A 14,472-nucleotide genomic window follows, 5' to 3' on the forward strand; every position below is an offset into this window, starting at 1 on the left:
GATGTTTTCGCACAAAATCCCGGCCATGGCGATGACGCTGCGCGTTCTGGCGCGGCTGTTGAGTTATCCCGATGCCGATCTGCGCCAGCACCTCGGCGAACTGCACGACGCACTGCACGCGGAACGGGCGCTCGCTCCGGTGCGCCTGGCGGAACTCGACGCCCTGATCGCCAGCATTGATCTCCAGACCGACATCGATGCCGAAGCCGATTACGTGCAGCTCTTCGATAGCGGCCACCGCACCTCGCTGTACCTCTTTGAACATGTGCACGGCGATTCGCGCGAGCGCGGCCCGGCGATGATCGATCTGGCGCAGACCTTTGAGCAGGCCGGCCTGTACCTGACGGAAGGAACGCTGCCCGATTACCTGCCGGTGGTGCTCGAGTACGCCTCGACACAACCGGCACGCGAAGCGCGCGCCTTCCTCAACGAGATGGAAGAGATCCTGAACGTCATCTTCAATGCCCTGCTCAAGCGCAAGAGCCGCTACGCCAGCGCCCTGGGCGCCCTGCTCGAACTGGCGGGCGGCAAGGCAAGACCGGTCAGCATTCCCGACGACGAGCCGATCGACGACACCTGGGCCGAGCCCGCTGCTTTCGACGGTTGCGCCGCACACGGCCAGCAACGAACCCAAGCAGCACAGCCGATCCATTTCGTCCGCCCCACCTCCATCCAAGGAGCGCGCACATGAACACCCTGCAAGCCTACGCCCACAACTTCTTCTTCAATGTCTATCCGTACCTGTGCCTGGCGGTCTTCCTGATGGGTAGTCTGGCGCGCTTCGACCGCGACCAGTACACCTGGAAGAGCGATTCATCGCAAATGCTGCGCGCCGGAACGCTGCGCTGGGGCAGCAACCTCTTCCACATCGGCATCCTGTTCCTGCTGATGGGCCATACCGTCGGCCTGCTGACGCCGCATTGGCTCTACGAGCCGTTCATTTCACCGGAGCGCAAGCAGGTGGTAGCGGTAGTGGCTGGCGGCATCGCCGGCGTGGTCTGCTTCATCGGGCTGACCCTGCTCTTGCATCGGCGCCTGTCCGACCCACGCATCCGCCTCACCAGCCACCGCACCGACCTCGCGATCCTGATCATCCTGTGGGTGCAACTGACCATCGGGCTGATCACGCTGCCCTACTCTTTCGGGCACGAGGACGCCAGCGTGATGCTCGCGCTGTCCGACTGGGCGCAGCGCATCGTCACCTTCCAGCCCGACGCCGCCGGTCTCGTCCCGCTGGCCTGGCCGTACAAGAGCCACCTGGTGCTCGGAATGACAATATTCCTGCTGTTGCCGTTCAGCCGGCTGGTGCATGTCTGGAGCGGCTTTGCTTCGCTTGCCTACGTCTTCCGCCCCTATCAGCTGGTACGATCCCGCCGCCTGAATCTGCCAGGCGGTCACAACACTCCGCCAGCCCGCCATTAGAGGAGAGTGGAAATGGCCATTGCCACGACCCCTTGCGAGGTTTCCGACAGGGTGACCGCCAAGGCGCGCGTCAACGGCGTAGCGCTGCATGCGGACGGTGAGTTGCTCGATGCCGAAACCCTGCGCCAACGCGCTTGCACCGAGCTGTTGCGACAGGCGGCGCAGGCAGCGGGACTGCTGGACCCGGACGATCAGGCCACTCCCGACGGAGTGCTCAGCGAAGCCGCCGCGAACGCCATCGAAGCGCTGCTCGAAGGTACCCTGAAGGTGCCCGATGATCCGTCCGAAGACGAGTGTCATCGCCACTACGCGGCGCACGAGAGCGCTTACCGGACCGGCGAACGGGTTCACTTGCGCCACATCCTATTTGCCGTGACGCCGGGCGTGCATGTCCCTGCCCTGCGCCAGCGCGCAGAAGCGGCCCTGCTCGACGTCCGCAACCACGATGATCAGGAATTTGACCGTTTCACCGAAGCTGCCCGAACCCTCTCCAACTGTCCAAGCGCTGCCGAGGGAGGAGATCTCGGGTGGCTGACCGCGGCCGATTGCGCTCCGGAGGTCGCCCGCGAAGTGTTTGGCCATGCCGAGGTGGGCGTCCTGCCTCGCCTGGTCCGCAGCCGCTTCGGCCTGCATGTGATCGAGGTGGTCGAACGGATGCCTGGTGTCACACAGCCCTTTGCAACGGTACGCGCAACGGTGGCCCAGTCATTGCGTCAACACAGCTACGTGACCGCGCTGCGCCAGTACCTGAACGGACTGGCCGGGGCAGCCGTGCTGGCAGGGGTTGACCTGGATAAGCCGCTTGATCTGCATCAAGGACAGCGTGCGCTAGAAATTTGAGACTATTGACTTCCGACAACTACCTAGAAGGGGAGGAAATGAGAACGATTGAATCGATTGCCGGGCTATTTGCCGCCACCGCCTTGACCTTGACCATGAGCAGCGCATTTGCCGAGGAAGGCAAGAAGAGCGTGACCCCGGCCGAAGTCAAATACCAGGCCGCCGGCTCGCCGCTGGCCAGCGAGCCGATGCACCAGAGTATCGATCCCAAGGCTCCAGCGATGGCCAAAGCCGAGTTCGACAAGGCCAGGCAGATCTACTTCGAGCGCTGTGCCGGTTGCCACGGCGTTCTGCGCAAAGGCGCCACCGGCAAGGCATTGACGCCGGACAAGACGCTGGCCAGTGGTACCGACTACCTGAAGGTGTTCATCAAATACGGTTCGCCGGCCGGCATGCCGAACTGGGGAACCTCGGGCGAACTCACCGACGACGAAGTCGACCTGATGGCCCGCTACATCCAGCAGGAGCCGCCGACTCCACCCGAGTTCTCGATGGCCGACATGAAGAAGACCTGGAAGGTCATCATTCCGCCCGAGAAGCGCCCAACCAAGAAGATGAACAACTACAACCTCGACAACATCTTCTCGACGACACTGCGCGATTCCGGAGAAGTGGCCCTGATCGACGGCGACACCAAGAAGATCATCAACATTGTCAAGACCGGTTACGCCGTGCACATTTCGCGCATGTCGGCCTCCGGCCGCTACCTCTACGTCATTGGCCGTGATGCACGCCTCAACCTTATCGATCTCTGGATGGAGAAACCGGACAACGTCGCCGAACTCAAGATCGGTCTCGAAGCCCGCTCGGTAGATACGTCCAAATTCAAGGGCTTCGAGGACAAGCTGGCGATTGCCGGTTCGTATTGGCCACCGCAGTACGTGATCATGAAGGGTGACACCCTCGAACCGCTGAGAATCGCCGCCACGCGCGGGATGACCGTGGACACCCAGGAGTTCCACCCTGAGCCACGCGTCGCCTCCATCGTCGCCTCGCACTACAAGCCCGAGTTCATCGTCAATGTCAAGGAAACCGGCAAGATCCTGCTGGTCGACTACAGCGACCTCAAGGCATTGAAGACGACCGAGATCGATGCTGCCCGCTTCCTGCACGATGGCGGCTGGGACATGTCGAAGCGCTACTTCATGGTCGCCGCCAACCAGTCGAACAAGATCGCGGCAGTCGATGCCAAGGAAGGCAAGCTTGCAGCGCTGATCGAGGTCGGCAAGATTCCGCACCCAGGTCGCGGCGCCACCTTCGTCGATCCAAAATTCGGTCCAGTCTGGGCAACTAGCCACCTCGGCGACGAGACCATCAGCCTTATCGGCACCGATCCGGTCAAACATCCGAAGGAAGCCTGGAAGGTCGTGCGCACGCTGAAGGGACAGGGCGGCGGTTCACTCTTCCTGAAAACGCATCCGAAGTCAACCAACCTCTATGTCGACACGCCGCTCAATCCCGATGCGGCGGTCAGCCAATCGGTTGCCGTCTTCGACATCAAGAACCTCGACAAACCGTACAAGACTCTGCCGATCGCCGAATGGGCAGGCCTCGGTGAAGGAGCCAAGCGCGTCGTCCAGCCAGAGTACAACAAGGCGGGCGACGAAGTCTGGTTCTCGGTGTGGAGCGCGAAGAACCAGGAATCGGCGCTGGTCGTGGTCGACGACAAGACCCTGAAGCTCAAGACGGTGATCAAGGACAAGCAACTGATCACGCCGACGGGGCACTTCAACGTGTACAACACGCAGCACGACGTCTACTGAGAAAGGCACTGGCAACCGGGTACGCGCCTCTGCGCGCCGCCGCCCGGTCGTTCAGGCATGGGCGGGCTGTCCAGGCCCGCCCCACTGACCATCGGAGTGTTTCAACTCCTTCATCCAACGGAGTACAAGCATGAAAGCGATCCCCCTGTGCCTGCTGCTGGCTGCAGCAGGCGTGATGTCTACCGGCGCCGTCCAGGCTGATGAAGCCTTGGCGAAAGCCAAGAATTGCCTGGCCTGCCACGCCACGGACAAGAAAGTTGTCGGTCCTTCCTACAAGGATGTGGCGAAGAAGTACACGGCCAAGGACGAAGCCATGCTCGCCGAGAAGGTGATCAAAGGCAGCAAGGGCGTCTGGGGTCCGGTGCCGATGCCGCCGAACGCTGCCGTCACGCCTGACGAGGCGAACAAACTGGTCAAGTGGATCCTCAGCTTGAAGTGATCGCCGCATCAACGAGAAAACCGGTCGCACTTGGTTCGGGTAGCTGTTTTTCTCGCCCTTTTTGTCTCCACCCGGCATCGCCCGATCGCTTGAGCGTCCCGCCTTCCAGTGGGCGATGGCAAGCGTCGACGTGCACGTACGGGCACTCAACGAGCTGCGGTTGACGGGCGACTACCGTTCCTTCTGGCCGCAGCCCTGTTTCTCTAGCGCCGTGAGGACGACCGTGTTTGTCCAGCGGGCCGCACTGATCCTCTCTGGCATCCGGAGCGACGGACATCGGGAGATTCTCGGCGGGCAGACTGGCGACAGCGAGAATTCGCGACCTGGGACGAGACCTTCCGTTGGCTGAAGGATCGTGGCCTCAAAGGCGTGATGTTTGTGGTCTCCGACGAGCATGGCGGGCTGACGCAGGCGATCGTCAAGCACTTTCAGGGGGTCACCTGGCAACGTTGTCAAGTGCATCTGATGCGCAAGCTGCGGTCGTAAAGACCGGTCAACGTGCGTGCCGAAGTGGCCAGTAGCGCCAAGCTCGTGCTGCAGGCGTCGGACCTCCATGGGGCCCGGCGGCGGCTGAACGAGTTCAACGAATGGCTGGCGGCCCGCCGTGAGGGCGCGCCGGTGGTTGTTCTGGCCAGTGGCTGATGGAGGAGAAGTGTCTGCTCATGGGCAAGCAGGGCCGGTCCCCACCCCTAACCCCGCCCCAGGGCGGTGAAGTCCTCGCCGCCGGACGGGCTCGGGGACGGGCCGCAATAACTTGCGACCCGCCCCAAGCCCTTGGGCGTAGGCGCGTTGCAGTCGCGGTCAAGGGTACGCTACGCCGGGCTTCGCCCGCCCTTGACCGCGCCCACAACGCGTAGCGGACATCAAACCGAGGCCCGAACAACTCCCCGGACAGCCTTGATGACCAGCGTTTATCGAGCAATAGCAGGAGGCACTGCTAACAAATTGTCATCGAACCGACCGAGAGAATGTACAGCAATTATTGGACTTGACTGGACCCCCTATTTCCCGCTTGCGGCCTGAGGGCAACTCGACAAGTCTTTAAGTCTGCACAAAGCACCGGCTGCCTACGGCGTCGGCACCACCTGGTAATACACGCCATTCCCACCGTACATGGGCTTGAACCACGTATTGCCGCACAGATAGTATGTTCCGCCTGCAACGGTGGGACGAACACAGCCAGAGGGCAGCGATGCGTAACTGGTTCCGATCGGGAAGCTGCCAGGCGTAGCGCTTGCTACACCTGCCGCCACACCGGCGTTATAAGCGTTGGCACTGCCGGTCGCGACACCGGCGGCGTAGGCATTGGAGGTCGCCGCGGCCGTATTGGCAGAGGCGATGGCTGCCCCCGTCGCCATACCCACGGCCGCCCCGGCTGCCGCAGCGCAACCGTAGCAGCCCGTTGAATAGGCGGACACTGCGACCGGCGGCGGATACGGATGATAGACCGGAGGATAGGCGCCCGGCACCGGTGGGCGATAGGCCGTCGGCACCCCGGCGGCATCGGTGTGGACCGCCCCTTCGCCGTAACGACCAGCCGTCGTGCCACCCCAGGCATTGGTGTGTTCCGTGCCTTCACCGGCCACATGCTCGGTACTGCCACCCCAGCGGTTTTCATGACCGGTCTGGCCAAAGGTGTGTTCTGTGGCACCACCAAAACGATTTGCACTGCCCCACGCCCCCGCTTCCGTTGCCCAAATGCCCGCGGTCAGCATCACGGTAATGATGCCCGCAAGTTTCCCGATATCACGATGCGTCTTCATTGCTTGCCTCCTGAGGTTGCAGCCTTGCCCTTGGCAGCCTTGTCTGCGCCAAGGGGCTTGACGCCCGGCGGGGGCGCCATCGGATGGGCGAAAGGTATGCGATCAGCCGTCTTGGCCTTTTCCGAAACAAAAGTTTCCGACGCCAGTGGCGTATCGATCTGCCAATTCGAAAGCTCGAGATCGTGGCGCAGGCGCAACGGATCGGCACTATAGACCGCGCGTACCCGACGTGGAAGCTTGTCGTCTACGCCGATCCACAATTGAAGGAACACCTCATTGTCAGCCCAAACGACCATATCGGTCTTGACACCACCAACAACACCCGACGGCCCGACATAGAAGGCCGACTTGACGCCTGTAGAAAATGGAACGAATGGATCCTCCGCAACCAGGTCGGTGAACGGGAAGAACATGCCTGCGTTCTGGTAGGCCTGCTTGAGCATCGCGTCAATCGTCGGCGGCGCATCAGCAATTGCAACCAGATTTTCCTTGGGCACGAAGGCCATCACGGCCTTACCGTCGTAGTAGAACTCCGAGGCCGGGCCGTCCCCGGGGATTATTACCCGTAGGCGATCCGGTCGCTGCAAGGCGACGTCGTAGTGCACTGTATATACGATGGCTGGTCCCAGCTTGCTGGGATACTCATAGCTCGCCGTGGCCGTAAACGCCATCGATTTTGCAGCCGCCAACCGTTGACTGGTGGCCTTGAGCAAGGCCATTGCCTTCTCTTCGACGATAGGCTTGTAGGCCGGTGCTGCGACCGGCTTGACGGCCTTGCCCGGCTTGGAAGACTTTACCGAGGCTGCCGGCACGTCGGCAGCCATTGCACTCAATGCCATGAAGCCCAGCGCAACGCACACCGCACGGACGACTGCGGCAGGCCGGAGTTTATCGATATGGTTAGCGCTCATGGAATCATCCCGCAGGCGAACATTTTGTTAACGATCGTCCCGGCCACCTTGTCGATAAACACTGTCCGCGCCTGCGGATCCTGACGCAGGAATTCGAGTGCACGCTGCTCTTCGAGAGACTGCGGCATTTCCTTCTTCTGCCAAAGCTCCTCGCAACTTGCCGTCTGATACTTCTGGATCACGCGGTTAGCCACGGCATCCAGAATCGGATATTGCGCTTCCGCCCCCCCTGCAAGACCGACTCCGAATGCCAAAAGCACGACTTGTTTTTTCATTGGATATTCCTCCTAAATACGGTCAGAAATTCATATCTGTAAGAACGATTTCGATGCGCCGGTTTTCACGGCGTCCTGCCGGCGTCGAATTGTTCGCTACCGGCTGATATTGACCAAAACCGGAAGCCTCAAGCCGGGTCGGATCCATGCCTTTGGCCTGCAGGAAACGCACTACATCGCTCGAACGCGCTGTCGACAATTCCCAGTTGGTCGGATAACGCTGACGCAATTCAGGCCCGATCGGCTCGTCGTCGGTGTAACCACGCACTACGATGCGCTTGTCGGTCACGCTTTGCAAGGTTCCGACGATCTTTTCCAGCGCCTCGCGGCCCTTGGCATTCATCTGGGCACTACCCGACGAGAATACGATCTCGTCAATAAGGGTCACGGTCAGACGGCCCTGCAGTTCCTTGATACGAACCTGATCAGCCTTGATTTCCTGTTGCAGTTGGGCATCCAGCGCCTGATAGGCCTTGCTCTGCCCAGCGTAGGTATTTGCCGTTTGGACTTCCTGATTGTAAGTGCTCTGGCTGACACAACCGACGAGGGCTGCGGCTAGAGCGAAGGTGATGAGCGTTTTCTTGAACATGTCAGACTCCTTGGGTTAGGCGTGATACCCACGCCAAAGATTTATTTGGGGAACATGAACTGGATCTGGGCGCGAATCTGCCAGTTGGCACCGTTATCCGGCGTCACCACGTTGTAGTAGGCCGATAGCTGTGTATTCACGGGCAGTTTGCCAATGTGAAAAATCTTGCCGACGCCGCCGCCAAGCGGCACAACCCAGCGCTGACTGTTCTCCGCTTTCCAGTTGGCCGTGATGATGGGGGCGCTGGTCAAATAAAGCCCACCAGGAAAGTTGTAATTGATGAAGGGCTGAATGGTCGCATTGTTGTACGACCCGCCTGTTCCGCTGTCACTGAGTGACCAGATGTTGTTGACCAGCATCCCGTACACCCATGGGCTGCCGTGTTCAAGATGCAATACGACGCCGGACAGTCCCATGCCCCAGTTACGGTTACCAAGTTGCGAATCGGTGTTGGTCGGCAACTGGACGACTGGCCCCGCCCCCCAGATCACACTGCCCGGTTTGGCCGGCGACAGAAAAGCTGTAAACACGGTATCGCCCAGACCATTGGTGCGGTCATCGCCCGGATACAGCGCCGGCTGCGACACGACCGGCAAGATTGTGCGGGTGATGATATTCCAGTCCTCATTGACCGACACCGGGATCACCGGCTGGATATTGAGGATGTTCTGGGTCTTCTTCTCGGGACCGTAGTTGAGGTTGGTGTTGTTCTGGAAGGGCATGCTGACCAGATTGCCCACCGGATTCTGAGCCAGCTTAGCCAGTTCCTCGGCGCTCAGCTCCGCTTGCGCGGGAAGCGCAATGCAGCAACCAGCAGCAGCGAGCACCAAAACGCCTGCTTGGCGCTGACGTCGGGTTCGAATCACTTTATTGCTCATTTTCCTGCATTCCTGAAAAAACCGGGCACTTCCTCTTTCATGCGTCAGCGCTCGGATTGTGTTACCGAACTGCCCTAGGGCGTGTCATCAGTTAAGCCAAATGACGGCTGCCACCAGATGAATTGCACCGAGGAAGTTCTGCGCGGTTTTGTCGTAGCGGGTAGCGATGGCGCGATACCGTTTGAGTCGAGAGAAGAAGTTCTCGATCAGATGGCGCGCCTGGTACAGATGTCGGTCATAGAAACGAGGCGTCTTACGTGTGGAAAGGGGAGGAATCACCACCGCCTTGCCCCCTTTCTCAAGGGGTGCAATGACCCGAACCTGGGCATCGTAGGCTTTGTCGACGATCACCGTCTCGGCGGCCGTACCCGGCAGCAGCACATCGGCGCCTTCCAGATCGGATGTCTGGCCAGGGGTGAGGTGAAATCCCGTCGGATTGTCCAAGGCATCCACCGTGGCGTGGATCTTCGTGCTCTGCCCACCGCGACTCAGGCCGATGGCTTGGCATTCTTTAGGTTCCCGCTTGATGGCCCCGGCACTGTGCGGGTGAGCCCGAACGAGGGTGGAATCCATCATGCCATACTCGTTGTCCGCGTCTTGAGTAAAAAGCGTGAAGATACGCTGCCACACCCCGGACTGGCTCCAACGCGAGAATCGCAGATGGACCACACGAAATCCCCGAAACGTTCGGGCAAGTCTCGCCAAGGGAGGCCGGTTTTATACCGATACAGCACCGCCTCCACGAACCGGCGATTATCTTGAGCCGTCACCCCAACATGCCTCTCCCATCCTGGGAGGAGATCCTTGATGCGCTCCCATTGGTCATCTCTCAGTGCTTGTCGAGGTGTCATCCGTTCTCTTTCTCCACTCGGTTCGTCCGCCATTATCGCGGATCTGGTATTCGATGACACGTCCTAGTAGTTCGTTCCATTGAATGGGCTACAGATCAGGCGGCTTTCCTATCGAATTTCTTCCAACGAAACACCACGGGTGCCTGATTCATTTCCTGGATGCCCTGGAGGATGCGCGTTTTCAGTTCGTCGATAGACCATCAGAACTTCTTCCCTCTTGCGATCGAAATCAGGATCGCGCCGCTCCAGGTCATTCCGGACCTTAGGCGGCTTGAGGGGCTGCTCATTCAGAATCCGCCAGAGCTTGGCACGCTCCACCTCGCGTACCAACGCCGTTCTCTATCCCGCAAGTTTCGTCAACATCGCTCGCTGATCTTCCGTCAACACCCAGGTCGCCCGCTTCGTTTTCCCAGCCATGAGCATTCCTGTCAAGAGTCGTATGAGAACCACCGTTGTTGTCGCCTATTTTGTAACTACATTGGCGGAACCGACTACTAGGCGTTACCGATCCGGTCTCGGGGCCGGTGGTACTGGACTTGAAATAGTACGTAGTGATCGGTGCGAAGCACGACTCGAGTAACGAACTGTCCCCCTCACACAAAAGGCGAAAATCGACCTCTTTGCCGAAATAATTGCGTAGCCGCTGACGACGCATTGCAGTTTTTCGCTCGCGGAGCAACCAGACCTTGGCACGCTCCCTCCATCGGCGGCAACGCGTTCTCCGCCTTTTCCCACTGGATTGCTCACCGCTTGGGAGTCGCGGAGATCCGTGCAAGCAAGTCGTCACGCTCTTTTATACTCGCTGCGACGGGTTGCTGAAAGAACATTCGAATCATGCGTCTTTCGCCCAGTACTTGGCCCAGTTCCCGGAGCACGCAGTAGTTGAGAATGACGACCAGCAGGATGATCTGGAGCGCCCAAAAATGCGGCCAAACGATTTCGGACAGTAGCTTTTCGTTGCCAGCGAGAATTCCTCCAGCCTCCTTGGTGAAGTCATAGAGTCGCTCCAGATAATGGATGAAGCTTGCGACAACATAGTAGATGACCGTCTTCCAGGCGATGTTGTAGATCAACGGCTTCTCCGGAAATCGATTGATTGGCGGCCAATGGTCGGCCAGCAAGACCGCCTTGCCAATGATCAGCGCGGCAAGTGCGATTTGGGCCGACGAAGTGACCGGCAGCCCCGTGCCCTTTGCCATAAGGACTCTGACCAAACCGACGATGTGCAGAGCGATCAAGAAGAAGATGGTTGGTGGCAATACGGCCAGAAGTTCTTCCTTCAGCTTTTCGACAGCTTTGTTCACCGGAGTTACTCCTATGTTTTACCGGCTGTGCTGTATTCACTACCACAGGACGGCCGGTTCTCGGCCGATACGCGCGGCATGTTGGCGGCTCAAGTCGACCCTTTACCGAGGTTTAATCCACGAGGATGCGGACCTTACGCGACAAGCCTGAGACGCGTTCAGCCGCCAGACTTGCGCTTGCTGCTCCGTGAACATGAGGTGCAACTGCGCGGGCTTGGTAGGACGGGCGGCGGGCGGCGAATACCGCGGGCCCACCTCTCGTACCAACCCTGAGGCTCGCCTTGGCCCGCGCCACCAGACAGTTCCTGCCAGCATGAACTTTCGGAACGGGGGTGGGCGCTGGCACTCCTATGTTCCCACGCGCTTCACCTCGGGCGGGTTCCACGTGCCTGAACCGGGCGGCAAGATCGACGGCGGCTCGGCCTTCGGCCAATACAGACGCATCACTAGGTAGATGGGGCCATCCGGCGCGGGCAGCCAGTTGGACTCCTTGTCCTTGCCGGGCGAATCCTTCTGGATGTAGAGCGTGAGCGAGCCGTCCGCGTTCTTTTTCATCGATGGCAGCATCGGCGAGTTGATCAGGTAGCGGTCGATCGGGTTCTTGATCAGCAACTGGGTCTTGCCGTCGTACATGGTCAGCGACCAGAAAGCGTTGACCGGCGGGAACTGGTCCTTGGCGAAGGTCAGCGTGTACTTGTGCTTGCTGCCGTCGAGCACTTCGCCGTTCGCCAGCGTCTTGGTAAGGGGATACATGGCTTCGACGGCATCGTTGCCATAGATGCCGCCCTTGGCGGCCGCGGCGCGCTTCAGCCAGTCGCCGTTGTAGAACGCGCGGTCGCCGAACAGCGAGCCGACCTTCCATCCGTTGATGTCCTTCTGCCCGGCCTCCAGGTACTTCTCGACCTTGCTGTCGCCTTCCTTCATCGCCAGCAGGATGGCGGCCTTGTGCTCAAGCGAAAGGTCTTTGAAGTTGAACTTCTTGCCGGGGCCGATGCCGATGCTGGCGAGCTTGGCGCGGATCGCTTCTTCCTCGGATCCGGCTGGCGCGAATTGCAGCGCAAAGTCCAGGTAATCGAAGAAGTTGGTCTTCACCATCTCCTTGTCGATCTTCGGGAAATCGATCGCCGGCGCCGCTGGAGGAGCCGGTTGCTTGAGATACGCCGACAGCGGCTGAACCTTGTAGCCCGCCTGCACCTTCTCGACGTTGGGCATGTCCTTGGCGTCGATGAGTTGCGTGCGGTACGCGGCGAGCGAGAAATCGGTGGTCGAGCGGAATACCTTCTTGATGCCCGCCGGTGTTTCCCCCTTCCAGTTCGGTCCGACGATCATGTAGTCGCCGGCGTCATTGCCGGTGGCGCGGCTGCCGATGTAGCCGTAGTTGAAGGTGTTGCCGTCGTTCAGCATCACCGAGTAGTAGCGGTTCTTGTCCACCGCCGGCACCGAGAGCACCAGTGGCTCGGCGCGCAGGTCCATCCACAGCAGCGAGTAGGGCGTGTCGCTGTTGGGCGTGATGATCGCCGTGTCCTCATAGGTGAAGACGCGGGCCTCGTTGTGGATCTGGTTGAACGGGGCCTTGTACTGGCCCGAGTTCTTGTCGATCACGTACTCGTACATGACCGCGTAGTTCATGACGATAGGCAGGCCGTAGACGAAGCCTTCCTCGGCGATCGCCTTGACCTCGGAGAGGCTCGGCGCGGCCACATCGGCGGCGACGTCCTTCTTCGCCGCTTGCGTGACGGGGTCGGCGGGCTTGTTGCAGCCGGCCAGCAACGCGGCAGCCATGGCGACGCCCATGGCGCCACTGAGCAGTGTGCGTTTCAACATTGCGATTGCCCCCGCCGATGCGATGCCGACAATTCTGGGAATATGGCCATTTCTTGTGTCCTCCATTGATAGTCGATGAAGTAGTTCGCCCATTGCGCGAGGGTTGGATCATATTCTAAGCTATACTTATTAACGAAAACCAGACAACGGGGAGGCCCAATGCAAGCGATTCCGAGTTATCGATTTTTGTCTGTCCCTGCGATCGTGGCGAGCTTTTTGGCAAGAGCCCGTGAACGAACTTCGCTGACGGTCGTTCGAGCATGGATTTGTGCGCTCGCCGGAGCAGTGGGGATCGTTGTTGCCTCCACACCGGCCGCAGCGCAGGGCCATCCCGAACTGCAAGCCAACGCGCGAGCGGCCCTGAGCAGCCTCGAGGCGCAAGATCCCCTCGCTGCCGCGCTCGCGAAGCGCGCGGTCGCCGTCTTGGTGTTTCCGGAGGTAACGAAGGCGGGGTTCCTGATCGGCGGTGAATACGGCAACGGCATCATGTTCCGGGGCGAACGCTTCGCCGGGCACTACAACACCGCCGGCGTATCGTACGGACTGCAGGCGGGCGCGCAGACCTTCGGCTACGCGTTGTTTTTCATGAACGAGCGTGCCTTGCAGGCTTTGGATGACGCGGGCGGTTTGCAGGTCGGTGTTGGCCCGAGTGTCGTCGTTCTGGATCAGGGCAAGGCCAAGTCACTTACATCGGAGACGCTGACCAGCGACGCGTATGCCTTCGTTTTCGGCCAGCAAGGACTGATGGCGGGTGTGGGTCTGGAGGGCACCAAGATCACCAAGCTTAGTCAGTAATCAGCAACAGCCGAAGCACGCTGACGTCGAAATGCCGAACACGGTAGCGGCCGCAGCCCTTGTCGTGAGTCGTCGAGCACGGGCGCCGGCAGGTGGCGAGCTGCGGCTCTTTGCCACGAATCGCGGAGCCCTGCTCCGATGCTTGGCCAACACCCGATCTTCGTCGACTCCGTGGCAGGGGTGATCGCTCCGCTGCTGGCGTAGACGCACGAGGGACCGCAAGCGCTCGTCGTCGTGAACACAGTGTTGCTCGGAGTCCTCAGCGGGCTACACGTCCTGCGCTTGACCGGATTCGAGTCCTTCATATCTGTATCCACCCGCGCACGTCGCGCGCCACACGCCGTGCAATTTCCCGCAAGGTGAGCCACTGCGTAGGGAAGAGTGGCCCGGCGCGATTGAAAACAACCAACTCCGGGCGCCCAAGTGGAGAACCGAGGTCTACAGGAACAGCACGAACCTTCGTAAAGAAGCAGGCGTACGCAAAGAGAAAAGACCAACCCAAGGAGGAGTGATGTCGTCTTGTTTGGTGGACGGATGAGGGCTGGCTGTTCGTGTTCTATCTGTTCAACCGCAACGTTGTGGGTTCGTCACTGAAGGCACGCATGGCGTCGGATTTCTTCACGGATTCGTTGACGATGGCCTGCGTCTGGGGGGGCTTTTGGCCGGAACTTGAAGCATCACTGCAATCGGGGTAGCCAGTACCCAGCCATGCCTATCAGGACAAGCCAAGTGCATACGGCATGGTCAGCTCGATCAGCGGGAAAGTGAATTGCTGGGAGAAAATAGCGACGAAAGCTGGTTTAAGGTGATCTCCGCAA

Annotated in this window: 14 protein-coding genes and 1 pseudogene; 7 read left to right on the forward strand and 8 right to left on the reverse strand. The window is 60.0% G+C overall.

All coding sequences use genetic code 11. The annotated features are described in order from the left end of the window. Nucleotide 1: 1 nt before the first annotated feature. The 6 genes and pseudogenes from narJ to AW06_RS20945 all read left to right on the forward strand — a co-directional run. Entirely contained in the window at nt 2–691 is a 690-nt protein-coding gene (narJ, locus tag AW06_RS15725; protein WP_034951856.1) for a nitrate reductase molybdenum cofactor assembly chaperone, read from the forward strand. Beyond that, nucleotides 688–1,422, forward strand: a complete 735-nt coding sequence (gene narI / locus AW06_RS15730) for a respiratory nitrate reductase subunit gamma (RefSeq protein ID WP_273704787.1) — start codon at nt 688–690, stop codon at nt 1,420–1,422. The genes narJ and narI overlap by 4 nt, the downstream gene beginning before the upstream one ends. Nucleotides 1,423–1,434: 12 nt before the next feature. Beyond that, the gene (locus AW06_RS15735) at nt 1,435–2,262 is read left to right on the forward strand and encodes a peptidylprolyl isomerase (protein WP_273704788.1); all 828 of its coding nucleotides are present in this window, start codon (nt 1,435–1,437) and stop codon (nt 2,260–2,262) included. 38 nt (nt 2,263–2,300) lie between these two features. Then, nucleotides 2,301–4,025, forward strand: coding sequence for a nitrite reductase (locus tag AW06_RS15740; protein WP_034951859.1), 1,725 nt, complete (start codon nt 2,301–2,303; stop codon nt 4,023–4,025). A 130-nt stretch (nt 4,026–4,155) separates the two neighbouring features. Continuing rightward, the gene (locus AW06_RS15745; protein WP_138679073.1) at nt 4,156–4,464 is read left to right on the forward strand and encodes a c-type cytochrome; all 309 of its coding nucleotides are present in this window, start codon (nt 4,156–4,158) and stop codon (nt 4,462–4,464) included. 330 nt (nt 4,465–4,794) lie between these two features. After that, a pseudogene (locus tag AW06_RS20945) lies at nt 4,795–4,950 on the forward strand (transposase); the annotation flags it as partial. Nucleotides 4,951–5,531: 581 nt separating this feature from the next. Here the strand turns inward: AW06_RS20945 and AW06_RS15755 are convergent. The 8 genes from AW06_RS15755 to AW06_RS15790 all read right to left on the reverse strand — a co-directional run bounded on the left by AW06_RS15755 (nt 5,532) and on the right by AW06_RS15790 (nt 12,859). Next, nucleotides 5,532–6,227: a hypothetical protein gene (locus AW06_RS15755; RefSeq protein WP_246149120.1), complete on the reverse strand. Its 696-nt coding sequence runs from the start codon at nt 6,225–6,227 to the stop codon at nt 5,532–5,534. Then, the gene (locus tag AW06_RS15760) at nt 6,224–7,138 is read right to left on the reverse strand and encodes a DUF2092 domain-containing protein (RefSeq protein ID WP_034951862.1); all 915 of its coding nucleotides are present in this window, start codon (nt 7,136–7,138) and stop codon (nt 6,224–6,226) included. Before AW06_RS15760 ends, AW06_RS15755 begins: the two co-directional genes overlap by 4 nt. Then, entirely contained in the window at nt 7,135–7,413 is a 279-nt protein-coding gene (locus AW06_RS15765) for a hypothetical protein (protein ID WP_034951865.1), read from the reverse strand. The genes AW06_RS15760 and AW06_RS15765 overlap by 4 nt, the downstream gene beginning before the upstream one ends. A gap of 22 nt (nt 7,414–7,435) precedes the next feature. Then, nucleotides 7,436–8,002, reverse strand: a complete 567-nt coding sequence (locus tag AW06_RS15770; RefSeq protein ID WP_034951868.1) for an OmpA family protein — start codon at nt 8,000–8,002, stop codon at nt 7,436–7,438. A 41-nt stretch (nt 8,003–8,043) separates the two neighbouring features. Beyond that, complete coding sequence (locus AW06_RS15775; protein WP_246149117.1) at nt 8,044–8,880, reverse strand: neuromedin U; 837 nt, start codon at nt 8,878–8,880, stop codon at nt 8,044–8,046. A gap of 87 nt (nt 8,881–8,967) precedes the next feature. Then, a protein-coding gene (locus AW06_RS20950; protein ID WP_138679075.1) for an IS5 family transposase occupies nt 8,968–9,731 on the reverse strand; the annotation gives its coding sequence in 2 pieces (ribosomal slippage) (nt 8,968–9,551 and nt 9,551–9,731; 765 coding nt in all). Nucleotides 9,732–10,474: 743 nt separating this feature from the next. Beyond that, nucleotides 10,475–11,035, reverse strand: coding sequence for a hypothetical protein (locus tag AW06_RS15785; protein WP_046536912.1), 561 nt, complete (start codon nt 11,033–11,035; stop codon nt 10,475–10,477). Nucleotides 11,036–11,383: 348 nt separating this feature from the next. Continuing rightward, entirely contained in the window at nt 11,384–12,859 is a 1,476-nt protein-coding gene (locus AW06_RS15790) for a DUF1254 domain-containing protein (protein ID WP_034951871.1), read from the reverse strand. Between the two features lie 159 nt (nt 12,860–13,018). Between AW06_RS15790 and AW06_RS15795 the strand changes: the two genes are divergently transcribed. Next, nucleotides 13,019–13,654: a lipid-binding SYLF domain-containing protein gene (locus AW06_RS15795; protein ID WP_138679302.1), complete on the forward strand. Its 636-nt coding sequence runs from the start codon at nt 13,019–13,021 to the stop codon at nt 13,652–13,654. Nucleotides 13,655–14,472: the final 818 nt, after the last annotated feature.

The sequence above is a fragment of the Candidatus Accumulibacter cognatus genome, assembly GCF_000584975.1.
In the GTDB taxonomy this organism is placed as follows: Bacteria; Pseudomonadota; Gammaproteobacteria; order Burkholderiales; family Rhodocyclaceae; genus Accumulibacter; species Accumulibacter cognatus.